This is a genomic window from Kaistia sp. SLG-1 (assembly GCF_059699055.1).
In genome coordinates this window covers 1,327,793-1,348,690 of the sequence record NZ_AP048544.1, presented here as the reverse complement: position 1 = coordinate 1,348,690, position 20,898 = coordinate 1,327,793, and the positions used below count along the sequence as shown (strand labels likewise).

The window sequence follows — 20,898 nt, the reverse complement described above, 5'->3', positions numbered from 1 at the left end:
ATGGAGCGGCCATAATTCAAGCCAGCAAAGCGGCCGGCCGGTCAGATCGCCGGGATCAGGCCTTCGGACTCGAGCGTGGTCCAGAGTTCCTCGGGAATGTCGCGCTCGAACCACTCGACATTGCCCTTCACCTGCGCCGCCGTCTTGGCGCCGATTACCACCACTGTCGCGGCCGGGTGGCGCAGCGGATACTGGATCGCGGCGGCCGGCAGCGGCACGTCGAAGCGGCGGCATACGGCCTCCAGCTTCTCGACCTTGGCGAGCACCTCGGCCGGCGCGTCGACATAGTTGAACTTCTTGCGCCCCGACGTCGACGCCAGGATGCCGGAGTTGAACACGCCGCCGATGACGAGATCGACGTCATGCTTCTTCGCCAGCGGCAGGAAGGTCTCGGCCGCGTCGCCGTCGAGCAGCGTGTAGCGCCCGGCGAGCAGGCAGACGTCGAGATCGGCCTCCTGCATGGCGTCGCGGATCACCTGCCATTCGTTGACGCCGAGGCCGAAGCCGGCGATCAGCCCGGCGGCCTTCAGCTCGGCCAGCGCCCGGAAGCCGCCGCCCTTGGTCAGCGCGCCCCAGTGATGATCGTGCAGCTCGCCATGCGTGACGCGGCCGATATCGTGCAGGAAGAGGATATCGAGGCGGCCGAGACCGGTGCGCTGACGGCTGTCGTCATAGCAGCGCAGGATGGCATCGTAGGAATAGTCGAACACCTCGCGGAACGGCAGGCCGTTGCTCCAGCCGGAATCGAACTCGTTCTTCGGCGCTTCCGGCGGCAGGACGCGGCCCGGTCGCTCGAAGCTCATCAGCCGGCCGACCTTGGTCGAGATGTGGAAGGCGTCCTGCGGCTGCTCGCGCAGGAAATGGCCCATCAGGTGCTCGGCGCGGCCGAGGCCGTACATCGGCGCGCTGTCGAAATAGCGCAGGCCCGCATCCCAGGCGGCCTGCATGGCGCCGGCGGCGTCTTCGACCGCGACGGGCGCATAGAGGCCGCCGAAGGGCGCGGTGCCGAGGCCGAGCAGGGTCAGGTCGATATTCGAACGCTTGAGATGCTTCTTGTCAGAGGCTTTCATCGAGATCACTCATCCGGTGTCGGTGGCGGGCACAGGCGGTCACACGGCATGTCCCGAGCGCCGCATTCGGCTGCCGGAAAGACCCCCCTCACATTCTGGCGCTGCGAATCGGTGCAATCCGGAACCTCGCAGCGCCGAGAAGGGACGCGAGAATTGACCCCACGGCAAGAGCCGACATGACGTCGGGGCGACGCCGCCGGACCTATGACTGCCGCTGCGTTTCCCTTCGATCGCCGCCGTGCTCCGGCGTGGCGCGCGGCGGCGATTTGTTTCGGGATCCGAACGATATCTATTCCGTGAAGAAGCGGACCGACATGCGGTGGTCATAGACCTCGCCCGGCGACACGGTCGTGCTCGGAAAGTGGGCGAAGTTCGGCGTATCCGGGAACTTCTGCGTCTCGAAGGTGTAGCCGGCGAAACGGCAATAGGGCGTGTTGGACTTGCCGATGACCGTCTCGTTCAGATAGCCGCCGGTATAGAACTGCACTCCGGGCTCGGTGGTGTGCAGCTCGAGGCCGCGACCCGAGGCGGGGTCGACGACGCGGGCGCAAAGCCGGAGATCGTCAGCCTCGCCCTTCAGGCACCAATTGTGATCATAACCGCCGCCGACCAGATGGCCGGTGCCGACATCGGCGAGCGCATCGATATCGGCGCCGATCGGCTTCGGAACGCTGAAATCGAACGGCGTGCCGGCGACAGCGAGAACCTCGCCGGTGGTCAAAAGCTCCGCGTCGATCGGCGTGTAGAAATCGGAATTGAGGACCAGCACCTGGTCGCGGACGTCGCCGGAGCCGTGGCCGCCCAGGTTCCAGTAGGTGTGGTGCACGGCGTTCAGGATCGTCGGGCGATCCGTCATGCCGCGAATGGCGATCTCCAGCCGGTTGTCGTCGGTGAGCCGGTAGCTCGACGAGAGGTGGACGGTGCCGGGATAGCCTTCTTCGCCATGCGGCGACACGGCGGAGAAGGTGACCGTGTTGGTCGCCTCGTCGACGGTCGCGTCCCAGTTCTTGCGATCGAAGCCGGCGATGCCGCCGTGAAGGTGGTTGGCGCCCTCGTTCAGCGACAGCTGGAACGCCTCGCCGCCGAGCGAGAAGCGCCCGTCGCGGATGCGGTTGCCATAACGGCCGCAGGTGGCGCCGAAATAGGTGTCGGTGGCGACATAGGAAGCGACGTCGTCGAAGCCGAGCACGATGTCGGCCATCTCACCGGAACGGTCCGGCGCGTGGAATTCGGTCAGCCGCGCGCCATAGGTGATCAGCTTGGCCGACAGGCCGTTGCGATTGCGCAGGACGAAGCCGCGCACGACCTCGCCGTCCAGATGCCCGAACACGAAGCTCTCGATCATTTTTGCTCTCCCCCGAGCCTGGTTGCCGCCTCGCTTGGGCGCGAAGGCATGAGAAGGAAAGCCCGCCCGAGGCAGGCCTTCCGCATGGTGGACCCGACGGCGGCGCGGTCGACCGCGCCGCCAGCCGCGATCAGTTCCTGGTGTTTTTCACGAAGCTCGCCTGGACCATGACGACGACCAGCAGGAAGGCGCCGCGGACGACCGACTGCCAGTAGGCGGAGAGCGAGATCCAGCCCATGCCATTCTCGAAATTGAGGATGGTGTAGATCAGGCCGAGCAGCAGCGATCCGGCTAGCGTCGCGACGATCGATCCCTTGCCGCCGGTGAGCAGCGTGCCGCCGACGACCACCGAGGCGATGGCGAAGAGCTCCCAGCCGGCGCCCTCGACGGGCTGGCCCGCGCCGAACTGCGCCGCCAGGATGACGCCGGCGAGCCCGGCCAGGCTGCCGGAAATCAGGTAGACGGCGAAGATGGTGCGGCCGACGGGAAGCCCCATCAGCAGCGCCGCCTCCTCGCCGCCGCCAACGGCGAGGACGTGACGGCCGAAGGCGCGCCAGCGCATGACGACCGCGCCGAGCACATAGGCGGCGAGCGCGATCCAGGCCGGCGTCGGGAAGTCGAACAGGATCCCGAGCGGCCCGGCGAGCCAGCCCGCATCCTCCGCGTCGATCCATTCGGGCTTGAGCGGCGCCAGCAGGTCGCCCTGGCCGAGCGTCATGAACGCCGTGTCATAGGAGACCGAGACCGACTGGTTGCCGGCCAGCAGCAGCGCCGTGCCGCTCGCCGCCAGCATGACGGCCAGCGTCGCGATGAACGGCAGGATCTTGAGCCGCGTGATGACGAGGCCGTTGATGGCGCCGGCCGCCGCCCCGACCAGCACGCCGCCGGCGAGGCCAGGCAGCAGGCCATAGGGGCTCAATATCGCCGAGACGACCGAGCCGAGCGCCGCGACCGAGCCGACCGACAGGTCGATGCCGCCGGTCATGATGACGAAGCACATGCCGAGCGACACGAGCGCGAACATCGAGGAATAGCGCAGCACCGACAGCACGTTGTAGCTGCCGAGGAAGCCGTCGTAGCGCCAGCCGCCGAAGGCGACGAGAGCGAGGAGAAGGAGGACGACGCCGAGCCCCTGGGGAAAGCGGATCTCGCGGGCCGCGCCGCGGAATGTGGCGATCGAGGTCATGCCCTGTCCTGTCGCTGCAGCCAGACGGCCAGGATGATCAACCCGGCCTTGACGATGAGAGCCGCCGAATCCGGCACGCCATTGGCGAGCAGGGTGTAGCGGACGAGCTGGATGATGAGCGCGCCGATCAGCGTGCCGAGGATGGTCGCACGGCCACCCGTGAGCAGCGTGCCGCCGACCGCGACGGCCGCGATCGCGTCGAGCTCGACGCCGAGGCCGATCAGATTGGCGTCGGCGGCAGAGTTCATGGCGATGACGATGATGCCGGCGATGCCGCTGCAGAGGCCCGAGATGACATAGACGAGGGTCTTGACCCGGCGGACCGGAACGCCGGCGAGCCGCGCCGCCGCCTCGTTGCCGCCGATCGCAAGAACCTGCCGGCCGAACACCGTCTTGCGCAGGGTCCAGGTGGCGGCGATGACGATCACCGCCATGATCCAGACCTGGAAGGGAATGCCGAGCAGCCGGCCGATGGCGATCTGCTGGAATTCCGGCACCTTGAACACCTGCAGGTCGCCATTCGTCCAGACCTGGGCGATGCCGCGGCCGGCGATGAACAGGACCAGCGTGGCGATGATCGGCTGGATCGAGAAGCGGGTGATCAGCCAGCCGTTGAAATAGCCGAACATGCCGGCCACCAGGACCGGCAGCACGATGCCGAGCGCGATGCCGACATAGAGGTTGGGCACGGGAAACAGCTGGCCGGTGAAGATCATCGGCGACAGCGCGCCGGCGATCGCCATCAGCGAGCCGACCGAGAGGTCGATGCCGCCCGTCGCGATGACCAGCGTCATGCCGACGCCGACGACCATGACCACCGCGACCTGCGTCAGGTTGATGGCGAGCGTCTGGGTGGTGGCAAAATGCGGCGTGAAGGCCAAGTTGAAGAGGATCAGCAGGGCAAGCGCCAGCAGCGCGCCCCATCGCCTGAGAAAAGTGGAGATATCAGACAAAGGTAGCCCCCTTCGGGGAAGTTGCATCGGCTTCGCCGCCATGCGCCATGGCGTTCATCAGCGCGGTCTCGCTGATCTGGTCCTTGTCGAGCGCTTCGACCGTTCGGCCCTCGCGCAGGACGAAGACGCGGTCGGCGCCCTCGACGATTTCCTCGAGCTCGGAGGAGATCATCAGCACGCCCAGGCCCCGCTCGGCGAAGCTGCGGATCAGGCGCTGGATCTCGGCCTTGGCGCCGACATCGATGCCGCGCGTCGGCTCGTCGAGGATCAGCAGCTTCGGATCCATGCAGAGCCAGCGCGCCAACAAAACCTTCTGCTGGTTGCCGCCGGAAAGCTCGCGGATCTTCTGCTCGGGGCTCGAGCACTTGATGCCGATCTCGGCGATGAAGCGCTTGACGATCTCGTTCTGCCGCGCCTCGTCGACGATGCCGGAGCGAGCCAGCGCCGGCAGCAGCGCCAGCGTCAAGTTCTCGCGCACCGACATTTCCGGCACGATGCCGTCGATCTTGCGGTCTTCCGTGCAGAAGCCGAGGCCGGCGGCGATCGCCGCGCGCGGCGACGTGAAATCGACCTCGCGCCCGTCGAAGCGGACCGTGCCGGCGGTGTGCCGCTCGGCGGCGAAGACGGCCCGCGCCGTCTCGGAACGCCCGGAGCCGAGCAGACCCGCCAGGCCGACGATCTCGCCTTTCCGCACGGCGATGTCGGCGGACTGCACGCGGCGGCCGACGGCGAGGCCCTTGGTCTCCAGGAGCTCCCCGCCGATCGCATCGCCGCCTTCGCCAAAGGCGGTCGAGCCGGCCTTGCGGATTTCGGCGAGATCGCGGCCGAGCATCGCGGCGACGAGCTGCAGCTTGCCCATATCCGCCATGTCGGCGACGGCGACGGTGCGGCCGTCGCGCATGACCGTCACCCGGTCGCAGACGGCATAGAGCTCGTCCAGCTTGTGGCTGACGAACACCACGGCGACGCCCTGCGCCTTCAGCTGGCGGATGGTCTGGAAAAGGATCTGCACCTCGCTCTCGTCGAGCGACGAGGTCGGCTCATCCATGATCACCAGGCGCGCCTCGAACGAGACGGCGCGGGCGATCGCCACCATCTGCCGGATCGCGGTCGAGAAATTCATCAGCGGCTCGCGCACGTCGACGAAGACGTCGAAGCGGGCCAGCAGGCCGCGCGCGCCCTCATGCATGGCGCGCCAGTCGAGGAAGCCGAAACGGGTCTTGAGCTCGCGGCCGAGATAGATGTTCTCGGTGACCGAGCGGAAGGCGATCAGGTTGATCTCCTGGAAGATCGTCGAGATGCCGCCGCGCTGCGCCGCCTGCGGCGAGGTCGCCGACCACGGCGCCCCGGCGAAGGTGATCGCGCCGCCATCGCTCACGACGGCGCCGTTGAGAATCTTGATCATGGTCGACTTGCCGGCGCCATTCTGGCCGATCAGCGCCATGACCTCGGCCGGCGCGACCTCGAGCGAGGCGCCCGTCAGCGCCGGAACGCCGCCAAAGCTCTTGTCGATGCCCTGCATAGAAAGCAGCGGCACCGGTCGAGATGCTGTATCCATGGGTTACCCTGGGGGACTGTCGCGGAAATCTGGGGGACGCCCAATACGCCTCCCGTGCGAAGCGGGGCGCCGCGACGAGCGGCGCCCCCTTGATCCGTCGATCAGTAGGCCTCGGGCATGTACTCGGCCGCGTTCTCCTTGGTGAAGACGCGGTCGACATTGACGAGCCAGGTGTCGATCGACTCGCCACGGCCGTAGCGCTGCACGGCGTCGAAGGCCGCGGGGCCGAACTTCGGGTTGCACTCGACCACGACATAGACCTTGCCGTCGATCAGCGCCTGGGTCGCGTCCTTGGTGCCGTCGATCGAAGCGATTATCAGGTCCTTGCCGGGAACCTTGCCGGCCGCTTCCATCGCCGCGATCGCGCCCATGGTCATCTCGTCATTATGCGAGTAGAGCGCGGTGGCGTCCGGATGGGCCTGGTAGAGCGTCTCGAACACCTGACGGCCCTTGTCGCGCGCGAAGTCACCGGACTGCGACGCGATGATCTGCATGCCGGGGTGGTCCTTGATGTAGTCGGCAAAGCCCTTCATGCGGTCATTCGCCGGCGACGAACCGGTGCTTCCCTGCAGCTCGATGATCTTCGCCTGGCCGTTCACCGCCTTGGTCAGCGCCTCGGCGGCCTGGTGGCCTTCCTTGACGAAGTCCGAGCCGATGAAGGCGACATAGTCCTTGCCGGCGGTCGCCAGCGTCGCGTCGACGTTGCGGTCGATGAGGAAGAGCGGAATGCCCGCCTTCTTCGCTTCCATGACGGCCGGGATGAGCGGCTTCTCTTCGCGCGGCGCCAGCAGGATGACGTCGACCTTCTGGGCGATCATCGAGCGCACGTCGGCGACCTGCTTGGCGGCCGAACCGGCGGCGTCGGTATAGACCAGCTGCCAGCCGCGCTTCGCCGCTTCGTCTTTCATGCTCGCGGTCTGCGCGAGGCGCCACGGATTGTTGCTTTCCGTCTGCGCGAAGCCGATCTTGTAGGTGTCCTTCTGCTTGAGCTTGGCGAGCTCGGCGGCGAATGCGCGGCTGCCCAGGCCTGCCAGAGCCAGGCCGCCGGCCGAAGCCGTCAACAGTGTACGTCTCGTAATCATAGCCACTCCTCCCATTGAACTCCCCGGCGCCGGCGACCGCTGAAGCAGTTCTTGCCGGCATCGCATCAGTTTTGTAATGCGATACAGTATTTTGTATAGGGATTACATTTCCACCCCGGCGACCAAATGTCAATCCGTGCTCTCGCCTCGAAACGGTCAGGATAAATACGACCGAGACGCCCGACGCCGAGGGCGCCGGGCGTTGCCGCTTCGGGCTTGGAAAAGCCATGGGTCCGGTCCCGGAACGCGGGAGGGAGCGTCCCGGGACCGCTCGGCGGCCTCAGTGGAAAAGGATGCCGCCGCAGACGTTCAGCGCCTGGCCGGTGATGAACGAGGCATCGTCGGAGGCGAAGAAGGCGACCGCGCCGACGACGTCGTCCGGATAGCCGAGGCGGCCCATCGCCGTCTTGTCCTTGACCGCCTGCAGGGCTGCGGCATCGCGATAGTTGTTGCGGCCCATGTCGGTATCGATGATGCCGGGGCAGACGGCGTTGACGGTGATGCCATCCTTGGCCACTTCCTGCGCCAGGATATGCGTGAAGCCGATGACGGCCGCCTTCGACGAGCAGTAATGTGCCTGCAGCGGCGCGCCGCGCTTGCCGCCGATCGAGGCGATGTTGACGATGCGGCCCTTGCCGGCTTCGCGGAACTGGTCGAGCAGCGCTTGGCACACCAGGAACGTGCCCTTGGTGTTGACGTCATACATGCGGTCCCACTCCTCGGGCTCGATGTCGTCGACCAGGGCGAGCGACAGCACGCCGGCATTGTTGACGAGCACATCGATATGGCCGGCGATCGCGCGGGCCTCGGCGACGAAGGTCTTGACCGAGCCCGGATTGCTGACATCGCCGAAGACGAGGTCGCATTGGCCGCCGTCCGCGCGGATCAGGTCCTGCACTTCCCTGAGCTCGCCTTCCTGGCGCGCAATGTCCATCGCCACGACGCGGTAGCCCTCGGCCGCGAAGCGCAGCGCGATGGCGCGCCCGATGCCGCGCGAGGCGCCTGTGATGAGAACGGCCTGGCCGTCGCCTCTCCTGGGAATCACGATCGTCTTCCTTCTTGCAGATTTTGAATGAGCGGGAGGGACCCGTCCTGGAGAGGACTGGCATGGGGACAGCAACCAGCGCGCCGCGACGCGTCGGGAGCGACGGAGCTTTCAAGGGATGGGTGCCGGCTTGACCGCCGACACCCACGGGGCCGGCTCAGGCGCGGCCGTGGCTGACGCGCGAGCGGCGGGCGAGCGAGTCGACGATGACGGCGATGGCGAGGACGCCGCCGGTGATCATGTAGCGAAGCGACGAGGACAGATCGAGAAGCGTCAATCCGCTCGAGATCGACTGGATCACGATGATGCCGAGGAGCGCCGAATAGGCGCTGCCGCGTCCGCCGAACAGGCTGGTGCCGCCGATCACCGCCGCCGCGATGGCGTTCAGATTGACGTCGCCGGTGCCCGCCTGCTGGCTGGACGACGCCAGCCGCGCCGCCGCCATGACGCCGCCGAAGGCCGCCAGCGTCGAGCAGCAGACGAAGGCGCTCGTATAGATCATCCGCACATTGATGCCGGCGCGCCGCGCCGCCTCGCGATTGCCGCCGACGGCGAACATCGAGCGGCCCCAGCGCGTGCGGGTCAGGGCGTACTGCATGGCAAGCACGAGGCCGACGAACAGGGCGAACATCCACGGCACGCCGCGGCCCTGGTTCAGATAGGCGACGACCAGCTCGGCCACGATCGTCACTGCGAGGGCGCGGGCGATGATGCCGCCCGACGACTGCGACGACAGCCCCGCCGCCCGGCGGCGCGCGGCTGTCCGGTAGCCGGTGTAGAGCATCACGACGCCCGGCAGCGCGGCGAACAGGACGGAGACGATGGCCGGCATCACCATCAGCTGGCCGAAGCGGACCAGCGGCGAGCCATAGGGCAGATTGATCGATCCCGTCGTGCCGAGCAGGTAGAGCTGCAGGCCGAGAAACGTCAAAAGGCCCGCCAGCGTCACCACGAAGCTCGGCATGCCGAAGCGGTTGTAGAGCTGCGAATAGACAAAGCCGATCAGCGCGCCGGCGCCGACCGCCGCCAGGATCGCGACGGCGACGGGCAGTCCCTGGTTGACCCAGAGCACGCCAAGGATCGCCGAGGCGACGCCGCTCACCGAACCGACGGAAAGATCGATCTCGCCGACCATCAGCATGCAGACGATGCCGAGCGAGATGATGCCGACCGTCGAGGAATCGAACAGCAGATTGACGAGGTTGTTCGGCGTCAGGAAGACGGGGTTGAGGATGGAGAAGACCGTCCAGATGATGACGAGGCCGATGATGACGGGCAGCATGCCGAGATCGCCGGAGCGCACCCGGTCGAGAAAGGCGCGGATGCTGTCGCTGAGGCTCGCCGCATGCGCGACGCGTTCGTCGCGGCGATCCAGCATCGGCACGGCGGCCGGCGAGGCGCCGGATTTGCTGTTGTCGCTCATAGGCCGGTCTCCGAATGCTGGGCGGCCTGGGCCTGCCGTCGACCGGCGCGCCGTGAAACCGAGTTGTTCGATGCGCCGGTGATGGCGCTCACCAATTGTTCGTTCGAGGCGTCGGGCGAGAATTCGCCGTTGTTGCGGCCGAGCCGGAGCACGACGATGCGATCGGCGACGGCGCGGACATCCTCCATGTTGTGGCTGATCATCACCACGCCGAGGCCGCGCTCGCGCACCCGTTCGATCAGGTCGAGCACTTCGGCCGTCTGCGCGACGCCCAGCGCCGCCGTCGGCTCGTCGAGCAGGATCAGCTTCGGATTGAGCAGCAGCGAGCGGGCGATCGCCACCGTCTGGCGCTGGCCGCCGGAAAGCGACGCCACCGCGACGCGGACGCTCGGGATGCGCGCCGACAATTCGTTGAGCAGCGTCCAGGAGCGGGTCTCCATCGAGACCTCGTCCATCTGCATCGGACTGAGTTCCTTGCCGAGGAAGATGTTGGCGACGACGTCGAGGTTTTCGCAGAGCGCGAGATCCTGGAACACGGTCGCGATGCCGAGCGAAAGGGCAGCCCCCGGATCACCGAGCGTCACCGTCTCGCCCTGGAAGCGGATCGTGCCGGCGCTCGGCTGGTGCACGCCGGAGAGGATCTTGACCAGCGTCGACTTGCCGGCGCCGTTGTCGCCGACGAGCGCGACCACCTCGCCCGCATGGACGTCGAGATCGATGTCGGTCAGCGCCGAGACGGCGCCGAAATGCTTGGAAATACCCTTCAGGCTCAGGACCGGATCGCCGGCGGCCGGGGCGCCTTGCTGTGTGTTTGTCATGCCTTTGGCAAGCCTTCGCAAGTCTATCGGAAAGGTCCGCCCGGCCTCCCGCGAGGCCGGGCGGCGTCACTTACTTGGCGATACCAAGCGCCTTGCAGCCGTCCGCATAGCGATCGACGCAGAGCGCATCGGCCTTGGCGATGTTCTTGTCGATGATCTCGGCCTTGAAGTTGTCGGCCGTGACCACGACCGGCACGAAGAGCTGCGACGGCGTGTTGTAGAGCGTCGTCCCGGCTTCCGGCGTCTCGCCCTTCAGGAGCTGGATCGCGACCTTCGCGGCGGCCGCGGCGACGATCTCGCTCGGCTTGTTGATCGTGTTGTACTGGTCGCCGGCGATGATCAGCTGCAGCGCGGCCGTGGTAGCGTCATTGCCCGTCACGGGCGGCAGCGGGTCGACGCCGGCCGCCTTCAGCGCCGCGATCGCGCCGCCGCCGGTGCCGTCATTCGCCGCCACGATGCCGACGATCTGGTCGCCGAAGCGGGTGACCTGACCGGCAGCCCATTCCTGCGCCTTGGACGGCATCCAGTCCGGCGTGTCGTATTCGGCGAGGATCTTGTAGCCGCTGTTGTCGAGACCAGCGTGGATGCCCTTCTTGATCAGGCCGGCGGCCGCGTCGATCGGCGAGCCGTTGATCTGCAGCACGCCGCCCTTGTCCGGCGAGACGCCCTTGGCCTTCAGATGGTTGACGAGGGATTCCGCGATCGACTTGCCGATCGCCTCATTGTCGAACGAGACGTAGAAATCGGCCTTGGCGTCCGGGATCGGGCGGTCATAGGCGATGACCTTGATGCCCTGGCTCTGCGCCAGCTCGACCAGCGAGGCGGCGGCGGACGAATCGACGGGATCGAGCACGATCGCCTTGGCGCCCTGCGAGATGACCGAGTTGAACTGCTGCTGCTGACGGGTCACGTCGGCGCCGGCGTTCAGGTAGATCACCTTGCAGCCGGGGCAGAGCTTGTCCATCTCGGCCTTGAAGCCCGGATAGTCGTGCTCCTCGTAGCGGGTCGAGCCCTGGTCCGGCATCAGGAACGCCACCGTGGCGTCGGTGACCTCCGCCGCCTGCGCGAAGGTGGCGGCGCCGCTGAGCAAGCCCGCCGCCAGCGCCAAGGCGCCGGCCCGCTTCCAAGCAAATTTTGTCATTCGGTCTTCTCCCTTTGGTAAGATTATGCTTATGAGAAACGCGGAGCCAGACGAAATCACGAGGCTTGAAGGTTTCGGGCAGGATCCCTCCGGATCCGGCATTTTCAAATCCTCGATTTTCTCTCCCTTTCCGCCTGGACTTCTTCTTGGAAATTTGGACAAACGTTCCCTATGGCGAAGCGGGCAAGCGCCTCACCTTGGGCCTTCGACGACGATGGACTTTCCTCCCTGCTCCTCCGCTACTCAGGCAGCCTGTGCCACCTTTGAGTTCTCCGCCAACAACGTCCGGAAGCGCGAGGGCGGCATGCCCTTCTGCGCCAGGAACTGGCGGTTGAAGTTCGACAGATTGTTGAAGCCGACCGCGTAGCAGATCTCGGTGATCGGCTGCGCCGCGTTGCTCATCAGGAGCTGGCAGGCGAGATTGATCCGGAGCCGGTTGACGAACTGCACCAGCGCCATGCCGGTGTGGCGGCGGAAGCTGCGCGAAAAGGCGCTCGGGCTCTGACCGGCGATCTTGGCGAGGTCCGTCTCGCTGAACGGCTCGGTCAGATGCTCGCCGACATAGGCGAGCGCCTTGTTGATGCCGACCGACATGTAGCCGGACGGATCCGGCAGATAATGCGAGCTCGCGAGCGGCCGCATGTCCTCGGAGCGGCTCAGGATCCCCATCAGGGTGACGAAGAGCTCGATCCGGCGGATGCCCTGCGCCTCGGTCATCTCCTTGACCAGCGGCGCGGCCTCGGCCGCGGTATCCGGCGAAAACAGCGCGCCGCGACGGCTCATCTCCAGCACGCGGTCGAAGGCGGCGAGCTCCGGCAGCAGGTTGATGAGGCTGCCGATGAGTTCCTGCGAAAACAGCACCATCCGGCAACGCAGCGGCACCGTCGCGCCTTCCGGCAGGTCGCTGATCCAGTTATGCGGCAGGTTCGGCCCCGTCAGCACCAGATTGCCGGGCTCGAACTCGCCAATGAAATCGCCGACGAAATAACGTCCTCGCGTCGCGACGACATGATGAAGTTCGTATTCGGGATGAAAGTGCCAGCGCACGGTGCGAAACGGATAGCCGTGAGACCAGGCCTTGAAGGACTCGCCCCGGCAGATTTGCACGACTTCCAGATCAGGCGTCATGGCGGACCTCCCCACCCAAACCGTTCCATGCCAGTTCTTCGCCGGCTTCGTCACGGAACTCCCAGCAGGCCAGCTTTATGTGGTTCTCTGCATGACCTGACCCTAGGGGGCTCCGCCGGCCCATGCTACCAAACCGGCATCATCTCACTGATACTTTTTTGATGCGAGACACCCGCCAAGCGGCACGGATGGGGAGGTGCCCTTCCGGACTGCATTCCAGAACTCGACCATCATCCTGAGGTGCCCGGCAAAGCCGGGCCTCGAAGGAGGGTCCAGGGAACACCTGAGTAGATCGCGGGGCGGACTCGCCGGATTGCGTCTGCGCACCGGAATGCGCGCTGGAGCCTCCTTCGAGGCTTCGCTCGCGCGAAGCACCTCAGGATGATGGTGGAGTCGGTCGATCGGCCTAAAGGCCAAGAGGCAGCCGATCGACCGCCGCGATCTCCGAACAAAGCCACCCACTCAGGACGCGGCGTTCTCGTCCTGGCGCCGCTTCCAGTCGGCATAGAGCTCCGGCCGCGCCTGCAGGCGGGTCGGCACGTGGCGGATCGTCATCGACTGTTCGGCGAACGGTTTGGCGAGGTCGGCGTAGATCGCGGCGCTGGACAGGCCATAGGGAGCGCCGTCCTCGTTCGAATGGGCATAGGCCACTTCCTTGACCCCGGCGAGCCGCATCGCGGCCATGCACATCGGACACGGATGGCCGCTCGCATAGACAACCGCGCCTTCGAGATTGGGCGAACCGATCTTGCGGCTCGCGGCGCGGATTGCCATCAGCTCGGCATGCGCCGTCGGGTCGTTGGTGTCGATGACCTCATTCACGCCCGTCGCGACGATCGCGCCGTCCCGGACCAGCACGGCCCCGAACGGCCGGCCTCCCTGTTCGAGATTGTCGTAAGCGAGCTCGATCGCCTGGCGGAGATAGTCCTGCGCGTCGGTCATCGGATCTCTCCTTTCAGCGGGCGCCCGCCGCGACGAGGATCGCCTCGATCGCCTTGTAGTCCCGGTCGCGGGCATGCCGGAGCGGCGAGACGCCCTCGCGATCCCCGAGGTTCGGGTCCGCCCCGGCCGATACCAGAAGCTGGACGATCTGCTGGTGCTTTTCGCCGCCATTGCCGAGGATGATCGCCTCGAGAAGCGCCGTCCAGCCGAGATTGTTGACGTGATCGACGGCGACGCCCGCCTCGATCAGCCTGCGGACGGTCTCGACATGCCCGCGTTCGGCCGCCGGGATCAGCGCCGTGCCGCCAAAGCGATTGGTGCTCTTGAGATCAGCGCCGTGGTCGAGCGTCAGCTTGAGGATCTCGAGATGCCCGCGCGCGCCGGCATAGAGATAGGGACTGTCCTGGATATCGTCCTTGGCGTTGACGTCGGCGCCGGCCTCGATCAGCGCCCTCGCCGCCTCGACCTGGTTGGCATGGGTCGCCAGCAGCAGCGCCGTGCGCCCGTTGGCGTCGCGCGCGTCGATCTGGATCGGCTGCGACAGGAGGTCCTTGATCGTCGCGACGTCGCCTTTCGCGGCCGCCGCCTGCAGCTTGGTTTCGTTCATGCCCTGTCCAGACGCCATCACGGGAAAGGCGACGATCGCCAGAAAGACAAAGGTCAGGATCTTCAAGGATTTCAACATTGTCCCTCGGCTACCGTGTCGTCGCGAACGGGTCGAGGATGACAGAGCCGGGCCGTCCTGCCCAGCCCGGCCGGCGGACCATGCCGGCCACGCCCGGAAGCGTGGCCGGCAGGAAGCATGCGTTCAGCGCGCCGCCCAGAGCAGGCCGCGACGCATGATCGTATTCATCTCCGGCACCTCGAACTCGCTCGCGACATGGCCGAGCGAGGAATAGAACACCCGTCCCTTGCCATGCTTGCGCTTCCAGACCACCGGCATGACGACGCCGTCGATCCAGTAGGCGTGATCGCCGGTGAAGGTCGTCGTGGCGAGCACCTCGTTCGAGGGGTCGACATGCATGTAGTAATGCTCGGACCGGTAGGGGAACCGCGCCGGCAGGCCCGCCATGATCGGATCGTCCGGCTTCGTCACGTCGACATGGTAGTCGATGATGTTGCCGGGATGCGCCACCCACTGGCCGCCGACCATGAACTGGTACTCGACCGCCTCGCGGAACGCGTCGCCCATGCCGCCATGATAGCCGGCGAGGCCGACGCCGCCCTCGACCGCCTTGGTCAGATTGAGAAGCTCCTCCTTCTCGATCTTCGACATGGTGTAGATCGGCACGATCAAACTCATGTCGGCGATCGCCGGATCGGCGAAGGCCTCGGTCGAATTCTCGAGATAGACCTTGAAGCCTTCCTCCTCGAGCATCCCGGCGATGACGTGGGCGCCCTGCTCCGGCTCATGGCCGCTCCAGCCGCCCCAGACAATCAATGCCTCGCGCATGGTCTCACTCCCTGTTGATCTCAATGGTCAGCCGAGCGCGCCGATGGCGACGCCGACCGGCAGAGCGGCCGGCCGCTCCGGGCGGCTCTCGATCGTGATGTGCTCGCCGGTGTCAGAGGAACGCTGGAACGCCTCCATCACCTCCAGCGCGTGGAACGCCAGGTCGCCGCTGGCGCGGTGCGGTCGGCCGGTGCGGATCGCCTCCGCCATGTCGGCGACGCCGATGACGCGGAAATTGCCGTCCGCATAACCGTGCTGCGTCGGCACCGTGCGCCAGTCCTCCGAGGCGGTCGCCAGCTTGATGTCGCCGCCGAAATGGTTGGGATCCGGCACCAGGATCGAGCCGGCCGAGCCATAGAGCTCGATCGGGCTGTGCTGGTGGCGCGGCACGTCGAAGCTCATGGCGATGGTAACGACGGCGCCGGAAACGAATTGCAGCGTGCCGGCGACATGGGTCGCGACCTCGACCGGGATCTTCGTGCCGTTGAGCGGCTCGCTGGTGACCAGGCGCTCGTCGCGCAGCTTGGTGGCGACGCCGGCGACGCGGGCGACGGGGCCGAGCAGATTGACCAGGTCGGTGACGTAATAGGGGCCCATGTCGAGCATCGGGCCGCCGCCGCCGAGATAGTAGAAGCCGGGGCTCGGATGCCAGCTCTCATGGCCGGGGCACATGAAGAAGGCGGTGCCGGCGATCGGCGTGCCGATGGCGCCCTCGTCGATCAGCTTGCGGCTGGTCTGGTGCGCGCCGCCGAAGAACGTATCCGGCGCGCTGCCGAGGCGGACGCCCCTCGCCTTCGCCGCGTCGACCAGCCGGCGCGCCTCCGCGGTCGAGATGCCGAGCGGCTTTTCCGAATGGACATGCTTGCCGGCGGCGACGACCTGGAGGCCGACATCGACATGCGCCTTGGGGATGGTCAGATTGACGATGATCTCGATCGAGGGATCGGCGAGCATCGCGTCGATCGACATCGCTTTCAGGCCGAATTCCGTCGCGCGGGCATTCGCCGCGTCGGCATTCAGATCGGCGACGCCGCGAATGTCGAGGATCGGGAAGCCCTTCGCCGCCTTCAGATAGGCGGCGCTGATATTGCCGCAGCCGATAAAGCCAATTCCTACCCGTTCAACCATCTCGCGCTCACTCCCAGATGCGATGGATTTCTGTGTGACGGTCAGCGGTGCACGACCGGACCCGTCGTGTTCCAGGGCGCGCCATAGAGGTCGCGCAGGGTCATGGCGGCGGCGCCGCGGGCCCAGATGTCGTCCGCCCAGTGATGCACGACGATGTCGGAGACATCGGCGAGGCTGGGCGGCAGGAGTTCCGCGACCGTGCGCCGGATCGGCTCGACCAGCGCGTCGCCCGCCTGCAGCGCGGCACCGGCGAGGATCACCTTCGGCGGCGCGAACAGCGTGATCAGATTGGCGATCGCGAAGCCGAGCGACCCGCCCACCTGCTCCAGCAACGCCAGGATGCGCGGCTCGCCGGCGGCGGCGAGTTCCAGGATCTTCTCCATGCCGCGGCCGAGGCGGAAGGCATGCTCGTGCTCGCCACCGGCGAGGATCTCGCGCGCCTCCGCCAGGATGCTCGCCTCGGAGGCGGCGGCGGCGAGCCGGACCGGGCCGCTTCCATTGGCCGTGCGCACCATCAGGTCGCCGAGATCCGGGCTGAGGCCGTTGGCGCCGCGGAACAATTCGCCATTGTGCAGGATGCCGAGGCCGAGCCCGAGCTCCACCGAAATGACGAGGAAATCATCGAGGCCGCGCGCCTGGCCGAACCAGTGCTCGGCGAGCGTGACGAGATTGACGTCGCTGTCGATCGTCGACACGACGCCGCCGAGGCGCGCCGTCAGCTCCGCCGCGAACGGCACGTCGCGCTCGCCGAAGATGGGGCTGGCGCGGCAGACGCCGGCCATGCGCTCGACCACCCCGGGCAGCCCGACGCAGACGCCGGAGATCTGCTCAATGGTGAGGCCGGCATCGGCGACCGAGCGGCGGATGCCGTCCTCGACGAGGTCGGCGATGACCGAAACCGGCTGGCGCCCGAGCCGGATCGGCAGCATCAGGCTCGACAGCACGTCGGCGCGGAAATTGGTGGTCGCGATCGTGATCTGGTCGAGCGCCAGCTTGACGCCGACGACATAGGCAGCGTGTGGATTGAGATCGAGCATGACGCGCGGGCGGCCGCGCGCCGCGTCGCGAATGCCGCCGAGCTGATGCGTGACGATCAGCGCGTCGTCGAGCAGCGCGGCGGTGATCGCCGAGACCGTCGTCGCCGACAATTGCGTGCGATCCGAAATCTCGACGCGCGAGATCGGGCCATATCTCCGGATCGCGTCCATCACGTGGAAGCGATTGATGGCGCGCATCAATTCGGGATCAGCTGTCTTCATTTCCAGGGGGCCATTTAATCCGGGTCAGGCAGTTATTCACACTGCAAAGGAGGCGTGTCAACGCCAGATTTCTGCGCTGCACCGCAGCAAATAGCAGCTTCGCTTGACAGCCACCCCATATCGGGAACAGATTTAATCCGCATTGTTTATTAAACGGGTTCCGGTGGGAGGAAACGGCCGGGCCCGTCTGGGAGGACAATCGATGAAGTTCAGAACGCTCTGCGGCGCGGCGATCGGGCTTGCGCTTTCGGCCAGCACGGCACTTGCCGATACCACGGTCAAATGGCTCCACCTGAACATAGACCCCGATGTCGGCGCCGCCTGGGGGGAGATCGTCAAGAGCTTCGAGGCGTCCCATCCGGGCGTCAAGATCGAGATGCAGTTCCTCGAGAACGAGGCGTTCAAGGCCAAGCTGCCGACGCTGCTGCAGTCGAACGACCCGCCGCATCTGTTCTACACCTGGGGCGGCGGCGTGCTGGCCGAGCAGGCCCGCACCGGCGCGATCAAGGACCTGACCGAGGCGATGGACGCGGATGGCGGCAAGCTCCGCGCGGTCTATAACCCGGCGCTCGTCAACGGCCTGACGGTCGAGGACAAGGTCTATGCCCTGCCCTACCAGACGGGCCTGGTCAGCTTCCACTACAACAAGGCGCTGTTCGAGAAGGCCGGCGTCGACGCCGCCAGCATCAAGAACTGGGACGACTTCCTGGCGGCGGTGAAGAAGCTCAAGGAAGCCGGCATTACCCCGATCGCCGGCGGCGGCGGCGAGAAGTGGCCGATCCATTTCTACTGGGGCTACCTCGCCATGCGCGAAGGCGGCAAGGCGGCGTTCGACGCGGCGAAGGCCAACGAGGGCGACGGCTTCAAGTCGGAAGCCTTCATCAAGGCCGGCCAGGACCTGGCGGCGCTCGGCAAGCTCGAGCCGTTCCAGCAGGGCTATCTCGGCGCCACCTGGCCGCAGACGATCGGCGTCTTCGCCGACGGCAAGGCGGCCATGCTGCTCGGCTTCGAGAGCACGGTCTATGTCCAGGCCAACGGCGCCGCCGACGGCAAGGGCCTGCCCAAGGACCAGATCGGCACCTTCGCCTTCCCGCTCGTCGAGGGCGGCGCCGGCCAGCTGACCGACACGATGGGCGGCATCAACGGCTGGGTGCTGACCAAGAACGCGCCGCCCGAGGCGCTCGAATTCGCGGCCTTCCTGACCAATCCGGAAAGCCAGAAGCTGATGGCGAGCAAGAACCTGATCATCCCCGCCGCGATCGGCAGCGGCGAGGCGATCCAGGAGCCGCTGGTCAAGAACGCCGCGCAGGGGCTCGCCGCCTCGACCTGGCACCAGAACTTCCTCGACCAGGATCTCGGCCCCGCCGTCGGGCGCGTTGTCAACGACGTCTCCGTCGAGATCGTCTCCGGCCAGATGTCGCCGGAAGACGCCGCCCAGCAGATCCAGGACGCCTGGGAACTGGAGCACTAGCCCAGGGCTGTCCATCGCCGCCGCGGCTTCCCTGCCCGCGGCGGCCGATCCTTTCCAGCCGGAGAGTTCGGGCCGATGACCCAAACGATGATTGCCGCCCGCGCCGGCGGCCACCGCAGGAACGGCGGGACGCTGCCCGTGCTCGTCCTGTTCCTGCCGCCAGCGCTGCTGATCTTCACCCTCTTCGTCATCCTGCCGATGGGCGAGGCGGCCTGGTACAGTCTCTATGACTGGAGCGGCTACGGGCTGCCGGAGAAGTTCATCGGCCTGAAGAACTTCGAGCTTCTGTTCCGCAACGGCGCCTTCCGCCAGGCGCTGGTCAACAACGGCCTGATCATGATCGTGTCGATCGTGATCCAGATTCCGCTGGCGCTGTGGCTCGCGACGATGGTGTCGCACCGCATTCCCGGCGCCGTCTCGTTCCGGCTGATCTTCTTCATGCCCTATGTGCTGGCCGACGTGGCGGCCGGCCTGATCTGGCGCTTCGTCTATGACGGCGACTACGGCCTGTTCGCCGCCATCGCCTCGTTCTTCAACGTCAGCTCGCCCTATGTGCTGGCCGACAAGAACCTCGCCATCTATGCCGTGCTCGGCGTCATCGTCTGGAAGTATTTCGGCTTCCACATGATGCTGTTCATCGCCGGCCTGCAATCGGTCGACAAGAGCTACTACGAGGCGGCCGAGATGGACGGCGCGACGCGCTGGCAGCGCTTCCGCAACATCACCCTGCCGCTGCTCGCGCCGACGATCCGGCTCTCGGTCTTCTTCTCGGTGATCGGCTCGCTGCAGCTCTTCGACATGATCATGCCGCTGACCGGCGGCGGGCCGTCGAACAGCACCCAGACCATGGTCACCTTCCTCTATTCCTACGGCATCACCCGCATGAAGGTCGGCTTCGGCAGCGCCGTCGGCGTCGTGCTGTTCGTCATCTGCATCACGCTGGCCTTCGGCTACAAACGGATCTTCATGCGCAATGACTGATCAGACCATCATCGCCGCGAAGCCCCTCGCCGCCCGGCAGCCGCGCCGGGACGCATTCTCGAAGCATCGGCTGAGCTTCGTCACCTGGCTCTATCTCTATGCGAGCCTGTTCCTGGTCGCGGCGATCGTGCTTTTGCCGCTCCTCACCACGGCGCTCGGCGGCTTCAAGACGCTGGGCGACCTGCGGGTCCATCCGTTCGGCCTGCCGAGCCAATGGATCTGGTCCAACTACCTCGATATCCTGGTCAGCGCGCGCTACTGGCAGATGCTCGGCAATTCGCTGATTATCGCGGTGCTGTCGGTGATCCTGACGCTGGCCGTCGCCGCCATGGCCGCCTTCACCTTCGCGCATGTGAAGTTCTTCGGCTCGGGCTTCCTGCTCAACTATTTCCTGATCGGGCTGATGTTCCCGGTCGCGACCGCGATCCTGCCGCTGTTCATCCGCATCCGCGACCTCGGCCTGCTCGACACCTATTGGGGCGTGGTGCTGCCCCAGGTCGCCTTCGGGCTCGGCATGAGCATCATGCTGTTCCGGAAATTCTTCCAGAACGTGCCGCATGAACTGTTCGACGCGGCGCTCGTCGATGGCTGCGGCTATATCCGCTATTTCTGGCACATCACGCTGCCACTCTCGCGGCCGATCCTGGCGACCGTCGGCATCATCGCCTTCGTGAATTCCTGGAACAACTACATCATGCCGCTGATCCTCCTGAACACGGACAGCAAATATCCGTGGCCGCTCGGGATCATGGTCTACCAGGGCGAATTCTCGACCGACTGGCAATTGGTGCTCGCTTTCATCACGCTCACCATCCTGCCGACGATCATCGTCTTCTTCGGCGCCCAGAAGCACATCGTCGCCGGCCTGACGGCGGGCGCGGTGAAGGGCTGAACGAACGAGCGGAAGGGTCCGCC

19 protein-coding genes are annotated in these 20,898 nt (G+C 66.3%); 3 read left to right on the top strand and 16 right to left on the bottom strand.

Features of this window, described 5'->3' with window-relative positions:
• Positions 1–41: 41 nt before the first annotated feature.
• The 16 genes from AC6HZP_RS05980 to AC6HZP_RS05905 all read right to left on the bottom strand — a co-directional run bounded on the left by AC6HZP_RS05980 (position 42) and on the right by AC6HZP_RS05905 (position 17,531).
• The gene (locus tag AC6HZP_RS05980; protein ID WP_497526744.1) at positions 42–1,076 is read right to left on the bottom strand and encodes an aldo/keto reductase; all 1,035 of its coding nucleotides are present in this window, start codon (positions 1,074–1,076) and stop codon (positions 42–44) included.
• Positions 1,077–1,359: 283 nt separating this feature from the next.
• A complete protein-coding gene (locus AC6HZP_RS05975; protein ID WP_497525791.1) occupies positions 1,360–2,415 on the bottom strand; it encodes an aldose epimerase family protein in 1,056 nt (351 codons plus the stop codon).
• Between the two features lie 130 nt (positions 2,416–2,545).
• Positions 2,546–3,601, bottom strand: coding sequence for an ABC transporter permease (locus tag AC6HZP_RS05970; RefSeq protein WP_497525790.1), 1,056 nt, complete (start codon positions 3,599–3,601; stop codon positions 2,546–2,548).
• On the bottom strand, positions 3,598–4,596 hold the full coding sequence (locus tag AC6HZP_RS05965) for an ABC transporter permease (RefSeq protein WP_371812958.1): 999 nt from the start codon (positions 4,594–4,596) through the stop codon (positions 3,598–3,600). Before AC6HZP_RS05965 ends, AC6HZP_RS05970 begins: the two co-directional genes overlap by 4 nt.
• A complete protein-coding gene (locus AC6HZP_RS05960) occupies positions 4,547–6,112 on the bottom strand; it encodes a sugar ABC transporter ATP-binding protein (RefSeq protein ID WP_497525789.1) in 1,566 nt (521 codons plus the stop codon). Before AC6HZP_RS05960 ends, AC6HZP_RS05965 begins: the two co-directional genes overlap by 50 nt.
• Positions 6,113–6,213: 101 nt before the next feature.
• On the bottom strand, positions 6,214–7,194 hold the full coding sequence (locus AC6HZP_RS05955) for an ABC transporter substrate-binding protein (protein WP_201402721.1): 981 nt from the start codon (positions 7,192–7,194) through the stop codon (positions 6,214–6,216).
• Positions 7,195–7,474: 280 nt separating this feature from the next.
• Complete coding sequence (locus AC6HZP_RS05950) at positions 7,475–8,239, bottom strand: SDR family NAD(P)-dependent oxidoreductase (RefSeq protein WP_497525788.1); 765 nt, start codon at positions 8,237–8,239, stop codon at positions 7,475–7,477.
• A gap of 157 nt (positions 8,240–8,396) precedes the next feature.
• Positions 8,397–9,662 (bottom strand): sugar ABC transporter permease, encoded by a 1,266-nt coding sequence (locus AC6HZP_RS05945; RefSeq protein WP_497525787.1) that lies wholly within the window; start codon positions 9,660–9,662, stop codon positions 8,397–8,399.
• Positions 9,659–10,480, bottom strand: a complete 822-nt coding sequence (locus tag AC6HZP_RS05940) for an ATP-binding cassette domain-containing protein (RefSeq protein WP_497525786.1) — start codon at positions 10,478–10,480, stop codon at positions 9,659–9,661. Before AC6HZP_RS05940 ends, AC6HZP_RS05945 begins: the two co-directional genes overlap by 4 nt.
• A gap of 70 nt (positions 10,481–10,550) precedes the next feature.
• Positions 10,551–11,621, bottom strand: a complete 1,071-nt coding sequence (locus AC6HZP_RS05935) for an ABC transporter substrate-binding protein (protein ID WP_497525785.1) — start codon at positions 11,619–11,621, stop codon at positions 10,551–10,553.
• 243 nt (positions 11,622–11,864) lie between these two features.
• On the bottom strand, positions 11,865–12,749 hold the full coding sequence (locus tag AC6HZP_RS05930; protein WP_497525784.1) for a helix-turn-helix domain-containing protein: 885 nt from the start codon (positions 12,747–12,749) through the stop codon (positions 11,865–11,867).
• A gap of 462 nt (positions 12,750–13,211) precedes the next feature.
• On the bottom strand, positions 13,212–13,691 hold the full coding sequence (locus AC6HZP_RS05925) for a nucleoside deaminase (protein WP_497525783.1): 480 nt from the start codon (positions 13,689–13,691) through the stop codon (positions 13,212–13,214).
• A gap of 13 nt (positions 13,692–13,704) precedes the next feature.
• A complete protein-coding gene (locus tag AC6HZP_RS05920) occupies positions 13,705–14,376 on the bottom strand; it encodes an ankyrin repeat domain-containing protein (protein ID WP_497525782.1) in 672 nt (223 codons plus the stop codon).
• Between the two features lie 123 nt (positions 14,377–14,499).
• Entirely contained in the window at positions 14,500–15,144 is a 645-nt protein-coding gene (locus tag AC6HZP_RS05915) for a ThuA domain-containing protein (RefSeq protein ID WP_201402713.1), read from the bottom strand.
• A gap of 27 nt (positions 15,145–15,171) precedes the next feature.
• The gene (locus AC6HZP_RS05910; RefSeq protein WP_497525781.1) at positions 15,172–16,272 is read right to left on the bottom strand and encodes a Gfo/Idh/MocA family protein; all 1,101 of its coding nucleotides are present in this window, start codon (positions 16,270–16,272) and stop codon (positions 15,172–15,174) included.
• Positions 16,273–16,313: 41 nt separating this feature from the next.
• Entirely contained in the window at positions 16,314–17,531 is a 1,218-nt protein-coding gene (locus AC6HZP_RS05905) for an ROK family transcriptional regulator (protein ID WP_201402711.1), read from the bottom strand.
• A gap of 202 nt (positions 17,532–17,733) precedes the next feature.
• On the opposite strand from AC6HZP_RS05905, the gene AC6HZP_RS05900 reads away from it, so the two are divergent.
• The 3 genes from AC6HZP_RS05900 (at position 17,734) to AC6HZP_RS05890 (ending at position 20,875) form a co-directional block, all read left to right on the top strand.
• On the top strand, positions 17,734–19,002 hold the full coding sequence (locus AC6HZP_RS05900) for an ABC transporter substrate-binding protein (protein WP_497525780.1): 1,269 nt from the start codon (positions 17,734–17,736) through the stop codon (positions 19,000–19,002).
• Between the two features lie 87 nt (positions 19,003–19,089).
• Positions 19,090–19,983: a carbohydrate ABC transporter permease gene (locus AC6HZP_RS05895; protein ID WP_497526743.1), complete on the top strand. Its 894-nt coding sequence runs from the start codon at positions 19,090–19,092 to the stop codon at positions 19,981–19,983.
• Positions 19,976–20,875: a carbohydrate ABC transporter permease gene (locus AC6HZP_RS05890; protein ID WP_497525779.1), complete on the top strand. Its 900-nt coding sequence runs from the start codon at positions 19,976–19,978 to the stop codon at positions 20,873–20,875. Before AC6HZP_RS05895 ends, AC6HZP_RS05890 begins: the two co-directional genes overlap by 8 nt.
• Positions 20,876–20,898 lie beyond the last annotated feature (23 nt).